This is a genomic window from Achromobacter sp. 77, assembly GCF_020541125.1.
Taxonomy (GTDB): Bacteria; Pseudomonadota; Gammaproteobacteria; order Burkholderiales; family Burkholderiaceae_B; genus Achromobacter; species Achromobacter mucicolens.
The window spans coordinates 3,240,413-3,254,863 of sequence record NZ_CP059848.1; the positions used below are offsets into that span (position 1 = coordinate 3,240,413).

The following is a 14,451-nucleotide window of genomic DNA, read 5'->3' on the forward strand; positions in this document are numbered from 1 at the left end:
TGTTTTGATCGACGCGAAACTCTCTCCTTCGTTGGCCGAAATTCAGGTTCGCGACGGATTCCAAGCCGTTGTCTGACCTTATCGTCGATCAAGCTGCATCTTGGCGCGCTCGAACTTGTCGCGGAACGCCCCGGTCTTTGCCTGCTTACGGCAGCATCCCACCCAGTGTTCCGTCCCGCATGGCCCCGAGGGCTCAAGCCAACCCAAAAAAAGGACAAGCCCGCTTTTACGCGGGCTTGAAGGCGTTGCAACGGACTTTGAAGCCCGTCTACGACGGACGCAGGATCACTCCCACTCAATCGTCGCCGGCGGCTTGCTCGACACGTCGTACACCACCCGATTAATCCCGCGCACTTCATTGATGATTCGCGACGAAACGCGAGCCAGCAGCGGATGCGGCAGCGGTGCCCAATCAGCGGTCATGAAGTCGAACGTCTGCACCGCACGCAGCGCAACCACGTACTCGTACGTGCGGCCATCGCCCATGACGCCCACCGACTTCACCGGCAGGAACACGGCAAATGCCTGCGAGGTCAGTTCGTACCAGGTCAGGCCGCTGGCCTCGTCCTTGGTGTTGCGCAGTTCTTCGATGAAGATCGCGTCAGCACGGCGCAGCAGTTCGGCGTATTCATGCTTGACTTCGCCCAGGATGCGCACGCCCAGGCCCGGACCGGGGAACGGGTGGCGGTAAACCATCTGCGGCGGCAGGCCCAGTGCCACGCCCAGTTCGCGGACTTCGTCCTTGAAGAGTTCGCGCAGGGGTTCAAGCAGTTGCAGGTTCAGCGTGTCCGGCAGGCCGCCCACGTTGTGGTGCGACTTGATGGAGGTGGCCTTGCCCGTCTTGGCGCCGGCGGATTCGATGACGTCGGGGTAGATCGTGCCCTGGGCCAGCCACTTGGCGCTCTTTTGCTTTCCGGCTTGTTCCTGGAAGACTTCGACGAATTCGCGGCCGATGATCTTGCGCTTGGCTTCGGGGTCGGCAACGCCGGCCAGCTTGCCCATGAATTGCGCGGTGGCGTCGACGTGAATGATCTTCACGCCCATGTTTTCGGCAAAGGTCTGCATGACCTGCTTGCCTTCGTCCAGGCGCAAGAGGCCGTGGTCGACGAAGACGCAGGTGAGCTGGTCGCCGATGGCCTTGTGGATCAGCGCGGCGGCAACCGATGAGTCCACGCCGCCGGACAGGCCGAGGATGACTTCGTCGGTGCCGACCTGCTCGCGGATGCGGGCGACGGCCTCAGACACGTAGTCGGGCATGTTCCAGTCGCCCGAGCACTCGCAGATCTCGTTCACGAAGCGGGCCAGCATGGCCTTGCCCTGAACGGTGTGCGTGACTTCGGGGTGGAATTGGACGGCGTAGAAGCGGCGGTCTTCGTCGGCCATGCCGGCGATCGGGCAGGACGGCGTGGACGCCATCAGCTTGAAGCCCGGGGGCAGCTCGGTGACCTTGTCGCCGTGGCTCATCCAGACCTTGAGCATGCCGTGGCCTTCGGGCGTGCTGAAGTCTTCCAGGCCTTCCAGCAGCTTGGTGTGGCCATGGGCGCGGACCTCGGCGTAGCCGAATTCGCGGTGGTCGGAGAAGCTGACCACGCCACCCAGTTGCTGCGCCATGGACTGCATGCCGTAGCAGATGCCCAGCACGGGCACGCCCAGCTCAAACACGGCGTGCGGGACGCGCATGGAGCCCTCTTCGTAGGCCGAAGCGTGGCTGCCGGACAGGATGATGCCCTTCAGACCCTGCGCCATCTGTTCGCGCACGAAGGCGTCGTCGACGTCGCCAGGGTGGACTTCGGAATAGACGCCGGCCTCGCGGACGCGGCGGGCGATCAGCTGCGTGACTTGCGAACCGTAGTCGAGGATAAGAATGCGCTGGTGCATGGAGACTCTACCCGTTGGAAATAAAACCGCACCGGCAGACCCGCTGATCGTTGCGGTTCTGCCGGTGCGTGATGCATGACATTGTAGTTGACTGTGCGGATCAGTCGGCGCGGTAGTTGGGCGCTTCCTTGGTGATCTGCACGTCGTGCACGTGGGACTCGCGAACGCCCGCGGAGGTGATCTCCACGAACTCGGCCTTGGTGCGCATGTCGTCGATGGTGGCGGCGCCGCAGTAGCCCATGGAGGCGCGGATGCCGCCGACCAGTTGGTAAATGATGGCGAGCACGCTGCCCTTGTAGGGGACGCGGCCTTCGATGCCTTCGGGGACCAGCTTGTCGGCGTTGTTGGCCGGGTCCTGGAAGTAGCGGTCGGCCGAGCCTTCCGTCATGGCGCCCAGGCTGCCCATGCCGCGGTACGACTTGTACGACCGGCCTTGGAACAGCACGACTTCGCCGGGGGCTTCTTCGGTGCCGGCGAACATGCCGCCCATCATGCACGAGAACGCGCCGGCGGCCAGCGCCTTGGCGACGTCGCCCGAGTAGCGGATGCCGCCGTCGGCGATGAGCGGAACGCCCGTGCCTTCCAGCGCCTTGGCGACTTGCGAGATGGCATGGATTTGCGGCACGCCAACGCCGGCCACGATACGCGTGGTGCAGATGGAGCCAGGGCCGATGCCGACCTTGACGCCGTCGGCGCCGTATTCGACCAGCGCGCGCGCGGCGGCTGCGGTGGCGATGTTGCCGCCGATGACTTCAACCTTGGGGTAGTTCTGCTTGACCCAGCGCACGCCTTCGAGCACGCCCTTGGAGTGGCCGTGCGCGGTGTCGACGATAAGGACGTCGACGCCGGCGGCGACCAGCTTTTCCACGCGTTCTTCGGTGTTGCCGCCCACGCCCACGGCCGCGCCAACGCGCAGCTGGCCTTGGCCGTCCTTGCTGGCCATCGGGTGCTCGGTGTTCTTGACGATGTCCTTGACGGTGGCCAGGCCACGCAGTTCAAAGCCGTCGTTCACGATCAGCACGCGTTCCAGACGGTGCTTGTGCATCAGGGCCTGCGCTTCTTCGAGCGTGGCGCCTTCCTTCATGGTGACCAGGCGTTCCTGCGGCGTCATGATGTTGCGCAGGGGCTGATCCAGGTTTTCTTCGAAACGCAGATCGCGGTTGGTGACGATGCCGACCAGCTTGCGGCCTTCGACGACCGGCAGGCCCGAGATGCCATGCTGGCGCTGCAACGCAATGGCGTCGCGCACTTTCATCTGGGGGGTGACGGTGACCGGATCGATCACGATGCCGAATTCGTGGCGCTTGACGCGAGCCACTTCACGCGCTTGGGCGTCGGCGGAGAGATTCTTGTGGATGATCCCGATGCCACCCTCTTGCGCCATGGCGATGGCCAAACGCGATTCGGTGACGGTGTCCATGGCGGCGGACACGAGGGGAATATTCAGGCTGATGTTGCGAGTCAGGCGCGTGGCCAGGGAGGTGTCGCGCGGCAACACCTCGGAATACGCAGGCACCAACAACACATCGTCGAAGGTGAGCGCTTTTTGTACGAGACGCATGGGTAACTCCGGGCGCAAAGCGAGATTATACGCCGCCAGTCTGATTTGACTAGGTGTTAACCATAGGTCGAGGTGGATATTTATGACACCGCAACGACACGACAACCTGAGTGACTTATTTTTACCCGGGTCATATTGACAGGGAATTTTGACGGGGTAATAATCCCACCCATAAATTTACCCGGACAAAAAAATGATTCCAAACCCTTCTGACTCTCATACCGCCTTCGAAGGCCATCGGCTGTTGGCGGCGGGCTCGCTGGCCGACGTCGCGCTGGCGGTCAAGCAGGCGCTGGCCGCGCGCCGTAATGACGCCGTGCTGGTGTTCCAGGATTCGACAGGCAAGCAGGTCGATCTGGACGTAAGCGGTGATGATGCGCAGATCGCTGACCGGTATGCCCGGACGGACACTGCCGCCCCCGTGGTTCAAGACACGCCGCCCGACGAGGCGCCGCGCGGCCGGGGCCGCCCGAAACTGGGCGTGGTGCCGCGAGAGGTGACCCTCTTGCCGCGTCATTGGGATTGGCTGTCCGCCCAGCCAGGCGGCGCTTCGGTGGCACTGCGCAAACTGGTGGAGCAGGCCCGCCGCGACAACGAGGCGCAGGACGCGCGACGCCATCGCCAGGAGGCGGCGTACCGGTTCATGACCAGTGTCGCGGGCAACCTGCCTGGTTTCGAGGAAGCCACGCGCGCGCTCTACGCGAACGATCGCGACGCCTACGCGCGGCATTTGGGGCAATGGCCGCACGACGTGCGGCGCTATGCGATGGCGCTGGCGTGGGACGCTGCCCAAGCGCCAGCCGAAGATGTTTGAATCCGGCCGCGGGCTGCCCGGCGCCAATGGGCGCCGCCGCGCGCGGCAGACTACAGCGCAAGCCGAAGGCGTGCCCCGCAACCATCCCGCTGGATTTATGAGGTATGTTCCCGGAACACCCGACGGATCCCGACCATGCAGTCCGACGAAAACTACCTCCTCTACGACGGCGATTGCCCCTTCTGCTCAAACTACGTGCGGATGATGCGGCTACGCAAGGCCGCCGGGCCCATCGCCCTGCTGAACATGCGCGACCATCCCGAGCTGGCCGCGCACCATCGGGCGCAAGGCTACGACCTGAATCAGGGCATGCTCCTGCATCTGGATGGCCGCGATTACTGGGGCGCCGACGCGATCCACCGGCTGGCGTTACTCAGTACCGGCAGCGATGTGTTCAACCGCCTGAACGCCACCATCTTCAGCAACGCCTGCCTGTCCAAGGCGCTATATCCGTTCATGCGCACGGGCCGCAGCCTGACGTTGGCCTTGCTGGGCAAGAAGAAAATGCCTTGATGCGTGCGCCGCGCAACCCAGGCAACTCGCGCAACTCGCACACGCTACGCGCCCTAAGGCCACGCCTGCTGGCCGCGGGCCTCGCAACGGCGCTTTGCTGGCAGGACGCTTGCCCGCCCCGCCGTTTTATCCAATCAATCCGGAACTGACCTGATGATCTACCTTATTGGCGCCCTGCTTCTCGCATGCACGCTGGCCGCGGCCGTCTATCGCCGCATGCAGCGCCGGCCCGCGGACTCGGGCCGCGCCATGTCCCGCGACATGCTGGCGGGCGCGGCAATCTTTGCATTTATGGGGCCGGCCGTCGGCATGCTGGTCATGGCCGTCGTCATATCCATCGGTGCGCAGGATCCGGAGCTGCTCTTGTTCGGTCTCTATGGGCTGCCGTGGGCCTATCTTTTCGGCGGCATACCGGCGCTGCTTTGCGGGATGACCGCAGGCGCGCTCAAGCCTGCCGCGCCGTCCTGGCTGGCAATCCTGCGCATGGGTCTGATCGGCGCGGCGTATGCCTTCGTCTTCCTGCTGACGTTCGGCGCGCGCGACCGGTCCCTAGCGGCCCTGGGGTTCCCGTTGGTCATGGGCGCCCTGCCCGCTGCGGTGGCCGGCCTGTTGTGCGCGCGGGTGCTCTACGGCAAGCCGGTGGCGGTTCGCCAGCCGGCTTAGCGCCGACAGCCAGGATCGCACGTCACGGCTTTGCGGTGCGCACGAAGAAGAATCGCAGCATCTCGGCCGTGGCGTCCGGACCGGACCGATCCGTGTAGGACCCTTGCTCCGATCCACCCGCCCAGGCATGTCCGGCGCCGTGAACATCCCAACGTTCGGCGACGATGTCGCCCGTGGCGTCGCGGTACAGATGCCGGGTGCTGTGCCGCTTATTGGCGGCGCCAGGAACGCGCACGGTTTCAACGCGCGCGCCGGGCCCCACGCTGGCCGCGATCACGTTGTCGGCATTGCCGGGGTGCACGGTGGCATCGCGGTCGCCGTGAAAGACGATGACCGGCACGCCGGCATTGGCCGGCGCGGCCGTCTTCAGGCCCACGCCCTTCATGGCGGACAGCGCCGACGGAAGATCCGACGCCACGCCAGCAGCCAACCCCGAATGCACGCCGGCCGCCGCATACAGGTCGGGATAGGCGCCGGCCAGGATCGCGGCCATGGCCCCGCCCGCCGACAGTCCGGCGACATACACGCGCGCCGGATCGATGTTGTGGGTGGCCATGACCTCGCGCGTCATGCCCGCCAGGATGGCGGGTTCCCCGCGCCCTTGCTGCTGGTGGTTGTGCTTGAACCAGTTCCAGCACTTCTGGGGATTGGCATCGCGCGCTTGCACGGGATACAGCACGTAAAAACCCTGTTCGCGGGCGGCGTCGTTCATGGCGGTGCCCGCCGCGAAATCGTCGGCGTCCTGGGTGCAGCCGTGCAGCATGACAACCAGAGGACGCGGCGCGCCCTCTGGGTTGGGCGGCACATACAGCTTGTAGCCGCGCTGTCCGGACGCATTGCGAAATGATCCCGACGTGAACGTATCGCCCGAGACGGCGGCGGTGTGCGTGGGCGGGGCGGCTTCGTTGAACGCGGGCCGGGCCGCACCAGAGGCCCGGCCGGAATCGGGAACCTCCCAGGCCTCAACGTCGATGACGTCGGCATCGTCGTTGCTCGGCGCGGCAGCGGCCGGCAAGCCGCGCAGCGCGGCCTGGATCGCGGCGGTGGCAGCCGTCAGATCGCCGGCTTGCGTGAGCTGGGTGGCGCGGTTCATGAGGTGTTGGAATTCAGGGTGCATTGAGTGACCTTTTTGCGGCGTGGACGATCAGCGGATGCGCTGACGCAAGGCGGCTTTGACGGCGGGGCTGGCATGCAGCGCCCCCAATACCGTTAGAGATTCGATCGTGGCAAGCGCGAGCTCGGGCGTGACATCGGCCGCGATGGTCGCCAGGCCCAGCACCCGTATCTGAAGCATTTCGCCCGCGGCTTGAACCGCCAGCAGCTCCTGGGCGGTGTAGTGCTGGATGCCAAGCACCAGCGTTTTACGGCTGACGGCCTGACGCACCGCGTCGCCATGGGTGGCAAGTTGATTGCGGATCGCCGTTCGGATCAGGTCCGTACGGTTTGCATAGAACCCTTCCTGGACGAGCAGATCGATCTGGCCCAGGTCGACATAACCCAGGTTGATCGTGATCTTCTCGTCTGCAGGTTTGGGGGTGGAGGCGAGTTGTGAGGTGCGAGGCGGCATGGATCGAATCATAAACCATCCACTTGGATGGTCTATGGATGTTTCAACTTGATATATCCGCGCTGGTCCCGTTGATGCTGGCAAGGCGCGCGCCGCTCCGCTACTGTGGTCTTGAACCCCAGGGGATTCCTATGCCGCGACGGCTTGTTTCGGGCTTGCTCATGTTTGCTGCATGCGCCACCGCAGCCAGCGCACAGCCGGTCCCGCCCGATCTGCATGGCGCCCTGATCGTCTCGTCAACGTATCGCTACTACGCGTCGATCCTGTACGGCTCCGCTGCGGCGGCTCGCGGCAGCGCGCTCGCCGCTTGCCGCGAAGACGAGCCCCACGCCACCTGCGCGGTGTATGCCAGCTTCAAGAACCAATGCGTGGCGGTGGCTGCGAACGGCGCGCAGCACGTCGTGGCCATTGGCGAGCGTGCGTGGGACGGGCAGCGGACCGGGGAGTACGTTCTGGGCCTGTGCCGCGACAAGACGGGATCCGAATGCAGGCTGGTGCTGACCGCGTGCTCGACCCAGGCGCAGCAGTTGCAGGATCAAGGCGCCCGCGCCGACGCGAACGGGGCGATGCAATTTGCGCCGGACCTCGCGCCCCACCACTAGAAAACCGATGGGTTCATCCCTGTCCGCCGCGGCGGGCCGCGTCCGGGGTATCCAGTTTTGCCACGCGCTGCAGGAACGCATCCAGCGCCGGGTTGTCGTGCTGCGCGTGCCACGCCAGGTACATGTCCGCGTACAGATTGCGCTGGTCGATGGGCCGGAACACCACGCCTTCAAAGCGCAGTTCCCGCGCCGAATCCGGCACGATGCCCACGCCCAGTCCCGCGCGTACCAGCGCCAGCAGCGTATGCGTCTGCCCGGCGCGCTGCACGTACTGCGGCTGCACGTCCGCCAGGCCGAAGGCGCCCACGATGCGGTCATAGAAGTACTTTCCTTCCCGCGGCGAATACAGCACGAATGGCTGGCCTTGAAGCAATCGCAGGGGCACGGTCTCGTGTTCGCACAACGGCGAATCGGCGGGAAGCGCCAGGACCAGCGGTTCGCGTTCGACCAGGCGAGATTCGATGCCGGCCTGCTGCGGCACGCTGCGCGCCAGGATGGCGTCCAGCTCATGGGCCAGCAGCAGACGGGCCAGTTCGGTGGTGACGGTTTCTCGAAGCTGGATCTCCACGCCCGCCAGCAGCTTGCGCGCCTGCACGATGAGCGACGGCATCAGGCGGTACGACGCCACGGCAGTAAAGCCCAGCGTAATGTGGCCGGCCTCGCCGCCCGACGTACGGCGCGCGGTGGCGGCCGCCTGTGCTGAAAACTCCAGCAGGTGGCGTGCATCGCGCAGAAAGCGCCGGCCCGCGGCGCTTAGCACCACTTGACGACTGTTGCGCTCGAACAGCGTGACGCCTAGATCCTGCTCCAACAACTGGATCTGGCGCGATAGCGGGGGCTGCGTCATGCACAGCCGTTCGGCGGCGCGGCCGAAATGCAGTTCCTCTGCCACCGCAATGAAGCATTCGAGCTGGCGGAATTCCATCGATTCAATCCTTGAATTGATTGATGCTATTTATAGCTCGAACGGATATCCATGGACAGGCCTCCCTATACTCGCCTGCAGGGCCGCGTATCCGGTCCGCCAAGCATCAGGAGCCTTACCCGCAGCACCATTTTTTGCGGCCTCGCCGCCATCAACGCCATAAAAGAGAAAATCCATGGAGACAAAGAACCCCGCCCGGATTCGCGTCCGGCTCCTCGCCGCGGCGCTGGCCCTGGCCGCCACCGCGGCCGTGCCCCACGCAGCCAGCGCCGCCGGCTATCCGGAACGCCCGATCAATCTCATCGTTCCCTTCTCGCCCGGCGGCGGCACCGACATCTCGGCGCGATTGCTGGCCGCGGCCCTGGGTGAAAAATTCTCGTCGTCGGTGGTGGTGGACAACCGGCCGGGCGCGGGCGGCCAGATCGCCGCCGACCTGGTGGCCCGCTCGCAGCCCGACGGCTACACGCTGCTGTTCGCGAATTCGGGAATGCTGGCGATCAACCCCTGGATCTACAAGCTGCATTCCGACCCGGTGAAGGCGTTTGCGCCCGTATCGCTGTTTTCGGACCTGCCGTTTGTGCTGGTGGTGCCCGCCAGCCTGCCGGCCAAGAACGTGGCGGAACTGGTCACGCTGACCAAGTCCCAGCCGGGCAAGCACACGTTTGCCAGCTCGGGCACGGGCGGCGCGCCCCATCTGTCCGGCGAAATCTTCCAACAAGCCACGGGCGTGGACCTGGTGCACGTGCCCTACAAGGGCGGCGGCCCGGCGATGACCGACCTGATGGCCGGCCGCGTCGACATGCTGTTCGCGTCGGTTCTGGAGACCATGCCCTACGTCACGGCCGGCAAGCTGCGCGCGCTGGCCGTCACCGGTGCGACGCGCTCGCCCGCCATGCCGGACGTGCCCACCATCGACGAAGCTGGCGTGAAGAACGCGCAAAGCGGCTCGTGGACGGCGGTGCTGGCGCCTGCCGGCACGCCGCAGGCCGTGATCGACAAGCTTTCCGAGGCCATCCGCGCCGTCGCGGCCGATCCGGCCGTCAAGGCCAAGCTGGAATCGCAGGGCGCCGTGGCGCATGGTTCGACGCCAAAGGAACTGCAGGATCTGGCCGCCAGCGAGCGCGAACGTTATGGGCAGATCATCAAGTCCCGCAACATCCAGACCAATTGATTCCGGTCCCGGCCCGCTTCGGCGGGCCTTTTCCTCTAATTAGATAAGCCGTATCCATGACTGCATCCCTTCCCGCTTCCGCCGCCGATCTGCTGATGGTCGGTCCCCTGCTGCCCGACCTGGTGGCCGACCTGGAATCGCGCTACCGCGTCCATCGCCTCTGGGAGGCCCAGGACAAGGCGGCGCTGCTGCGTGAGCACGGCGCCGCCATCCGCGGCATCGCCACCAGCGGCCGGTTTGGCGCGACGAAGGAACTGATCGATGCCCTGCCCGCGCTGGAAGGCATCTTCAGCTTTGGCGTGGGTTACGACACCATCGACATCGCGGCCGCCAAGGCGCGCAACGTCGTCGTCACCAACACGCCCGGCGTGCTGGACGCCTGCGTGGCCGACACCGCGTTGGCCCTGATGCTGGCCGTCTCGCGCCGTATTGCCGAAGCCGACCGCTTCGTGCGCGCGGGCCGCTGGCCCACCGAAGGATTCGGCCTGGGTTCGCGCATGACCGGCAAGCGCTGCGGCATCGTCGGCCTGGGCAACATCGGCTTGCAGATCGCCCGCCGCGCGCAAGCCTTCGACATGGAAATTCTTTACACCAACCGCAAACCCCGCGCCGACGCGCCCGCGTCGTATCGCTATTGCCCGACCATCGTGGATCTGGCGGCGCAATGCGATTACCTGGTGCTGGCCGTGCCGGGCGGCGGCGCCACCCGGCACATGGTGAATGCGCAGGTGCTGGAGGCGCTGGGCCCCCACGGCTGGCTGATCAACATTGCGCGCGGCACGGTGGTCGACGAGGCCGCGTTGGTGGCGGCGCTGCAGAATAAGCGCATCGCGGGCGCGGGGCTGGACGTGTTCGAACATGAGCCCGCCACGCCCCCGGAATTGAATGCCATGGATAACGTGGTGATGCTGCCGCACATCGCCAGCGGCACCCACGAGACGCGTCGCGCGATGGCGGATCTGATGCGCGCGAATCTGGATTCGTGGTTCCGCGAAGGCCAGGTGCATACGCGGGTGGTGTGAACGCAGCGCGACCTGCGCTACCTCCCTGTGGCCCGTTCTGGGCGCAGTTGGGAAAACACCCACTCGCTCCTTGGACGCTGGCGGACTATACTGGATATATAAACAGTATTTTCCGCCATGCCGTTCAAAACCCCGCTCTCCCACGCCGACCTGCGTTTCATCCGCGAGCGTCAGCCCTGGAATCCCGATGTGATCACCCTGCTCTGGGAGGTCAAGCGTCTGCGCTCGATTCTTTTGCGCGCGTACCAGTTGTCCGGCGATTTCAAGCGTCCGGCTGGCATCACGGGCGAGCTCTACGACGATTTCATGCGGGACCTGCACCACGAACCCTGTGTGCTGGAGCGCGACGACATGAAGGACGCGCTCATGGAACCCGCCAACAGATTGCGCAAGGGGATGGCGCCCAGATAGGACTGGAGCGCGGGCGGGCACGAGAGTATCGTCAAGACGCATCCCTGATCCAGGAACGGAGGCGCCCATGACTGAAAAACCCGAAATAGACATCGAGGCCGGCGCGTCCCAGATGGGCAACCTGGTGCAATTCCTGCTGTGGATCGCCGCCCGGCCGCGCACGTATGCCGAGACGATGGAGGCCTGGCGCACCAATTGCCCCCGGCTGTCGGCCTGGGAAGACGCCACGGCGAATGGCCTGATCGACATGTCGCCGGGCGAAAGCTCGGTGCGCGGGGAAGCGGTGGTGGTGCTGACGGAAAAGGGGCGGAACTTGCTCGCGTGAGGCCGTTTTACACGGTTGCCACCGGCGTGGCCGGCGATCCGACCGCGCCCGGCAGGTTCAAGGGCGGGGCCGTCAACAGGAAGCGGCTTCGGCCGTTGGCTTCAAGCCACCGGGCAAGCTTGCCCAGATACCACATCTCGCCTATCGGCATGCCGAGCTTGAAGATGCAGTGATGGTGCAGCGGCAGCGCCGCGCAGCAGGCATTGGGCTTCTGGGTGGGATAAATCTCCAGCGCATGGTTGTCGGACGCCATGGCCGCGACTTTCGCGTCCGTGATCCACTGCAGCAGTTTCTCGTCGCTGCCGTCCAGGCCGGCGCAGATTTCATGCAGCGTGTGCGGGTCCGGCTGGCGCTGCTTTTCCAGCAAGGCATCGCCGAATTCCGTATGAAAGAGCACGATGTCGCCCTGCTCGATCTCGATCTTGTCCGCCTCGAGGATCCGCATCAGGTCGTCGTAGCCCACCGATTTCTGCGCACGGCCGTAATGCCTGGCCAGATCCACCATGACGCCGCGGCTCTGCAGGCAGGACTCGGCCAGGTGCGTGATGTCCAGCTTCTTGGCGTTGGAGGCGGCTCCGTGGCCCAGGTCTGTCTTGGCGAAACCATTCTCCACGTCGTAATCCACCGGCCCGACCACATGATCGTTGGGCCGGTAGCCGTTGTAGTAGACACGCTCGGGCAGGCCGTCGCCATTCGCATCGAATAGCGCCCCCACGTGCGCCAGCGAATCCCATTGCGTCGAGTACTGCAAGCTCATCTCGACGATGTCGTCGCTGAGCACATCCACGCAGCCCGGCCGCAACCGGCCGAGCGGGAAATTCATGTACTGGTCGCCGTCTCTTTCGGTGGGGCGCAGCTTGGGCGGATGGCGACGGACGTTGACGCCGTTGCCGCCCGGATAGTCCAGCGGCAGAGACAGGCAAAAACTCACGCCCGCACGGACTTCGCTTATGCCCTTGAGCACGTTGTCCGGAGTGATGTAATTCAGGCAACCGCGCTGATCGTCAGGACCGAAGTCCCCCCAGTTCGATCCTTCGGGACGGTTCTTCCATCTCATGCGTCGCAACTCCTTGGCGTTGAAAGCGGATTGACTTAAATTTATCACGTATAGGATACTATCATCATGGATGTGAAAACTGCAGCTCGAGTTCTGGATGTGCTGAACCTCTTTGCCGAGGAGCAGAAGCCATTGCTGTACAGCGAAATCGCCACGCAGATGCAGATCCCCCTGTCCAGTTGCCACGGTTTGCTCAAGACCATGGTGGCGCGCGGCTATCTGTATGAAATCGGCAAGAAGCATGGCTATTACCCGACGCAGAAGCTGATCCACGTCGCTACCCTGATCTGCCGCAACGATCCGCTCAATGACGTGATCGAGCCCGTGCTGGAACGGGTGCGCGACCTGACTGGTGAAACCGCCCTGCTGGCCAAACTGGCGGACGACAAGGTGGTGTACCTGATCGTGGCGGAATCCAAGCAGACGATCCGTTTCTCGCACCAGCCCGGCGGTTTCAAGGCCGTCCACGCCACCAGTTCGGGCAAGGCGCTGCTGTCCGTGCTGTCGCCTGAAGAACGCCAAAAATGGTTCAAGGCCTACGGCGGATTTACCGCCTTCACCGACCGCACCATCACCACCCGCGCCGCTTTCGACAGCGATCTGCAGGCGGGCGTGGCGCGCGGTTGGCAGCGCTCGGTCGGCGAGAACGTCGAAGACGTGATGTCCATGTCCCTCGGATTCCGCGCATACGAACAACCCTTTGCCATCGTGGTGGCCGGCCCCCTGGGCCGCATGCTCAAGAACGAAGCCACCACTGGAAAACAGCTGGAAGAGGTCAAGGCACTGATGCACGCCGCCCTGCCCTCGGCCAACCTCACCTTCGTAGGAGAAGACAGTAGATGAACAAGCGCAGCTTTCTTACCGCGGCCTGCTCGGCCATCCTCGCCGCCATGCCGGTCACCGGGGCGCTGGCCCAGGGCAGTTATCCGGACAAGCCGATCCGCGTGATCATGCCGTGGGCGGCGGGCGGCCCGACGGACGTCGTCGGCCGCGTCGTCGCTGTGCAAATGGGTGAAATCCTGGGCCAGCCGCTGGTCATCGAAACCCGCGCAGGCGCCAGCGGCACCATTGGCGCCGCGCAGGTCGCCAAGGCGCCGGCAGATGGCTACACGGTGCTGATGAACCCGTCGGTCCAGGGCATCTATCCGGCCCAGTTCAAGAGCCTGAGCTTCGATCCGATCAAAGACTTCCGGATGGTGGGTGTGCTGGGCACGGTGCCGATGGTGGCCGTCGTCCCGCCCACGTCCAAGTTCAAGACCTTCGCCGACCTTATCGAACATGCCCGCGCGCAGCCCGGCACGCTGACCTTCGCATCACCCGGCGTTGCCACCCTGCCTCACCTGGCGGGCGAGCTGATCAATTCGTCCACCAAGGCGTCCATCTCGCACGTCGGCTACCGCGGCAGCAGCCCGGCCCTGACCGACGTTGCCGGCGGCCATGTGGATCTGATGTATGCGCCGCTTGCCCCCGCCCTGCCCCTGATTCAGAGCGGCAAGGTTGTCCCCCTGGCCGTCACCACCAAAGCCCGGCTGGCCGACTTGCCCAACGTGCCCACCATCGCCGAAAGCGTCCTGCCCGACTTCGACATCGTCACCTGGTATGGCATGTGGGTGCCCAAGGACACGCCTGAACCGATCATCGCCAAGCTGAATGCGGCGATGGTGCAGGCCTCGAAGTCGCCCAAAGTGGTCGACGCGCTGAAATCGCAGGGCACGATGCCCAGCACGATGAGCTACCGAGAGGCTGAAGCCTTCAACCTGGCCGAAAGCGCGCGCTGGATCAAGGTGATGAAGGACGCCAACATTCAGCCCGAATAACTGTTGCACCCCGCGCCAGCGCCCTAAGCGCTTGAAATAACTCGAGGTAATGAAAAGGCATAAGAAATTCCCAGTTAGGGAATTTACTTATGCCTTTTAATTATTTGTAAGGCGCATACTTGACG

Annotated in this window: 16 protein-coding genes; 10 read left to right on the forward strand and 6 right to left on the reverse strand. The window is 64.7% G+C overall.

Annotation, left to right across the window (positions count from 1 at the left end):
- Positions 1 to 285 precede the first annotated feature (285 nt).
- Positions 286 to 1,878, reverse strand: coding sequence for a glutamine-hydrolyzing GMP synthase (gene guaA, locus H4P35_RS14940; protein ID WP_062841038.1), 1,593 nt, complete (start codon positions 1,876 to 1,878; stop codon positions 286 to 288).
- Between the two features lie 100 nt (positions 1,879 to 1,978).
- Positions 1,979 to 3,439, reverse strand: a complete 1,461-nt coding sequence (guaB, locus tag H4P35_RS14945) for an IMP dehydrogenase (RefSeq protein ID WP_056319209.1) — start codon at positions 3,437 to 3,439, stop codon at positions 1,979 to 1,981.
- 193 nt (positions 3,440 to 3,632) lie between these two features.
- On the opposite strand from guaB, the gene H4P35_RS14950 reads away from it, so the two are divergent.
- The 3 genes from H4P35_RS14950 (at position 3,633) to H4P35_RS14960 (ending at position 5,429) form a co-directional block, all read left to right on the forward strand.
- Positions 3,633 to 4,253, forward strand: a complete 621-nt coding sequence (locus H4P35_RS14950; RefSeq protein WP_226846110.1) for a DUF2239 family protein — start codon at positions 3,633 to 3,635, stop codon at positions 4,251 to 4,253.
- Between the two features lie 135 nt (positions 4,254 to 4,388).
- Entirely contained in the window at positions 4,389 to 4,766 is a 378-nt protein-coding gene (locus H4P35_RS14955; protein ID WP_056319205.1) for a DCC1-like thiol-disulfide oxidoreductase family protein, read from the forward strand.
- Positions 4,767 to 4,919: 153 nt separating this feature from the next.
- Positions 4,920 to 5,429 carry a hypothetical protein gene (locus tag H4P35_RS14960; RefSeq protein ID WP_226846111.1) on the forward strand — a complete coding sequence of 170 codons (510 nt, stop codon included), beginning with the start codon at positions 4,920 to 4,922 and terminating at the stop codon, positions 5,427 to 5,429.
- A 22-nt stretch (positions 5,430 to 5,451) separates the two neighbouring features.
- Here H4P35_RS14960 and H4P35_RS14965 read toward each other — a convergent pair whose 3' ends face one another.
- Together H4P35_RS14965 and H4P35_RS14970 are read right to left on the reverse strand one after the other, a co-directional pair.
- Positions 5,452 to 6,546, reverse strand: a complete 1,095-nt coding sequence (locus H4P35_RS14965; protein WP_226846112.1) for a PHB depolymerase family esterase — start codon at positions 6,544 to 6,546, stop codon at positions 5,452 to 5,454.
- A gap of 27 nt (positions 6,547 to 6,573) precedes the next feature.
- Positions 6,574 to 6,996 (reverse strand): CopG family transcriptional regulator, encoded by a 423-nt coding sequence (locus H4P35_RS14970; RefSeq protein ID WP_217617587.1) that lies wholly within the window; start codon positions 6,994 to 6,996, stop codon positions 6,574 to 6,576.
- A 38-nt stretch (positions 6,997 to 7,034) separates the two neighbouring features.
- Between H4P35_RS14970 and H4P35_RS14975 the strand changes: the two genes are divergently transcribed.
- A complete protein-coding gene (locus H4P35_RS14975) occupies positions 7,035 to 7,598 on the forward strand; it encodes a DUF4189 domain-containing protein (RefSeq protein WP_226846113.1) in 564 nt (187 codons plus the stop codon).
- Positions 7,599 to 7,611: 13 nt separating this feature from the next.
- Here the strand turns inward: H4P35_RS14975 and H4P35_RS14980 are convergent, their stop codons facing one another.
- Positions 7,612 to 8,523: a LysR family transcriptional regulator gene (locus H4P35_RS14980; protein WP_180098551.1), complete on the reverse strand. Its 912-nt coding sequence runs from the start codon at positions 8,521 to 8,523 to the stop codon at positions 7,612 to 7,614.
- A gap of 175 nt (positions 8,524 to 8,698) precedes the next feature.
- Between H4P35_RS14980 and H4P35_RS14985 the strand changes: the two genes are divergently transcribed.
- From H4P35_RS14985 to H4P35_RS15000, 4 genes are all read left to right on the forward strand, one after another.
- Positions 8,699 to 9,694: a tripartite tricarboxylate transporter substrate binding protein gene (locus H4P35_RS14985; RefSeq protein ID WP_056319185.1), complete on the forward strand. Its 996-nt coding sequence runs from the start codon at positions 8,699 to 8,701 to the stop codon at positions 9,692 to 9,694.
- Between the two features lie 56 nt (positions 9,695 to 9,750).
- On the forward strand, positions 9,751 to 10,716 hold the full coding sequence (locus H4P35_RS14990; protein WP_226846114.1) for a 2-hydroxyacid dehydrogenase: 966 nt from the start codon (positions 9,751 to 9,753) through the stop codon (positions 10,714 to 10,716).
- Positions 10,717 to 10,833: 117 nt separating this feature from the next.
- The gene (locus tag H4P35_RS14995) at positions 10,834 to 11,127 is read left to right on the forward strand and encodes a hypothetical protein (RefSeq protein ID WP_062841045.1); all 294 of its coding nucleotides are present in this window, start codon (positions 10,834 to 10,836) and stop codon (positions 11,125 to 11,127) included.
- A gap of 67 nt (positions 11,128 to 11,194) precedes the next feature.
- Positions 11,195 to 11,452 carry a hypothetical protein gene (locus H4P35_RS15000; RefSeq protein WP_226846115.1) on the forward strand — a complete coding sequence of 86 codons (258 nt, stop codon included), beginning with the start codon at positions 11,195 to 11,197 and terminating at the stop codon, positions 11,450 to 11,452.
- Positions 11,453 to 11,459: 7 nt separating this feature from the next.
- Here the strand turns inward: H4P35_RS15000 and H4P35_RS15005 are convergent, their stop codons facing one another.
- The gene (locus H4P35_RS15005; RefSeq protein ID WP_152384669.1) at positions 11,460 to 12,509 is read right to left on the reverse strand and encodes a cyclase family protein; all 1,050 of its coding nucleotides are present in this window, start codon (positions 12,507 to 12,509) and stop codon (positions 11,460 to 11,462) included.
- A 66-nt stretch (positions 12,510 to 12,575) separates the two neighbouring features.
- Between H4P35_RS15005 and H4P35_RS15010 the strand changes: the two genes are divergently transcribed.
- Both H4P35_RS15010 and H4P35_RS15015 read left to right on the forward strand, forming a co-directional pair.
- Entirely contained in the window at positions 12,576 to 13,352 is a 777-nt protein-coding gene (locus H4P35_RS15010) for an IclR family transcriptional regulator (RefSeq protein WP_128828244.1), read from the forward strand.
- Complete coding sequence (locus H4P35_RS15015; RefSeq protein ID WP_226846116.1) at positions 13,349 to 14,326, forward strand: tripartite tricarboxylate transporter substrate binding protein; 978 nt, start codon at positions 13,349 to 13,351, stop codon at positions 14,324 to 14,326. Before H4P35_RS15010 ends, H4P35_RS15015 begins: the two co-directional genes overlap by 4 nt.
- Positions 14,327 to 14,451 lie beyond the last annotated feature (125 nt).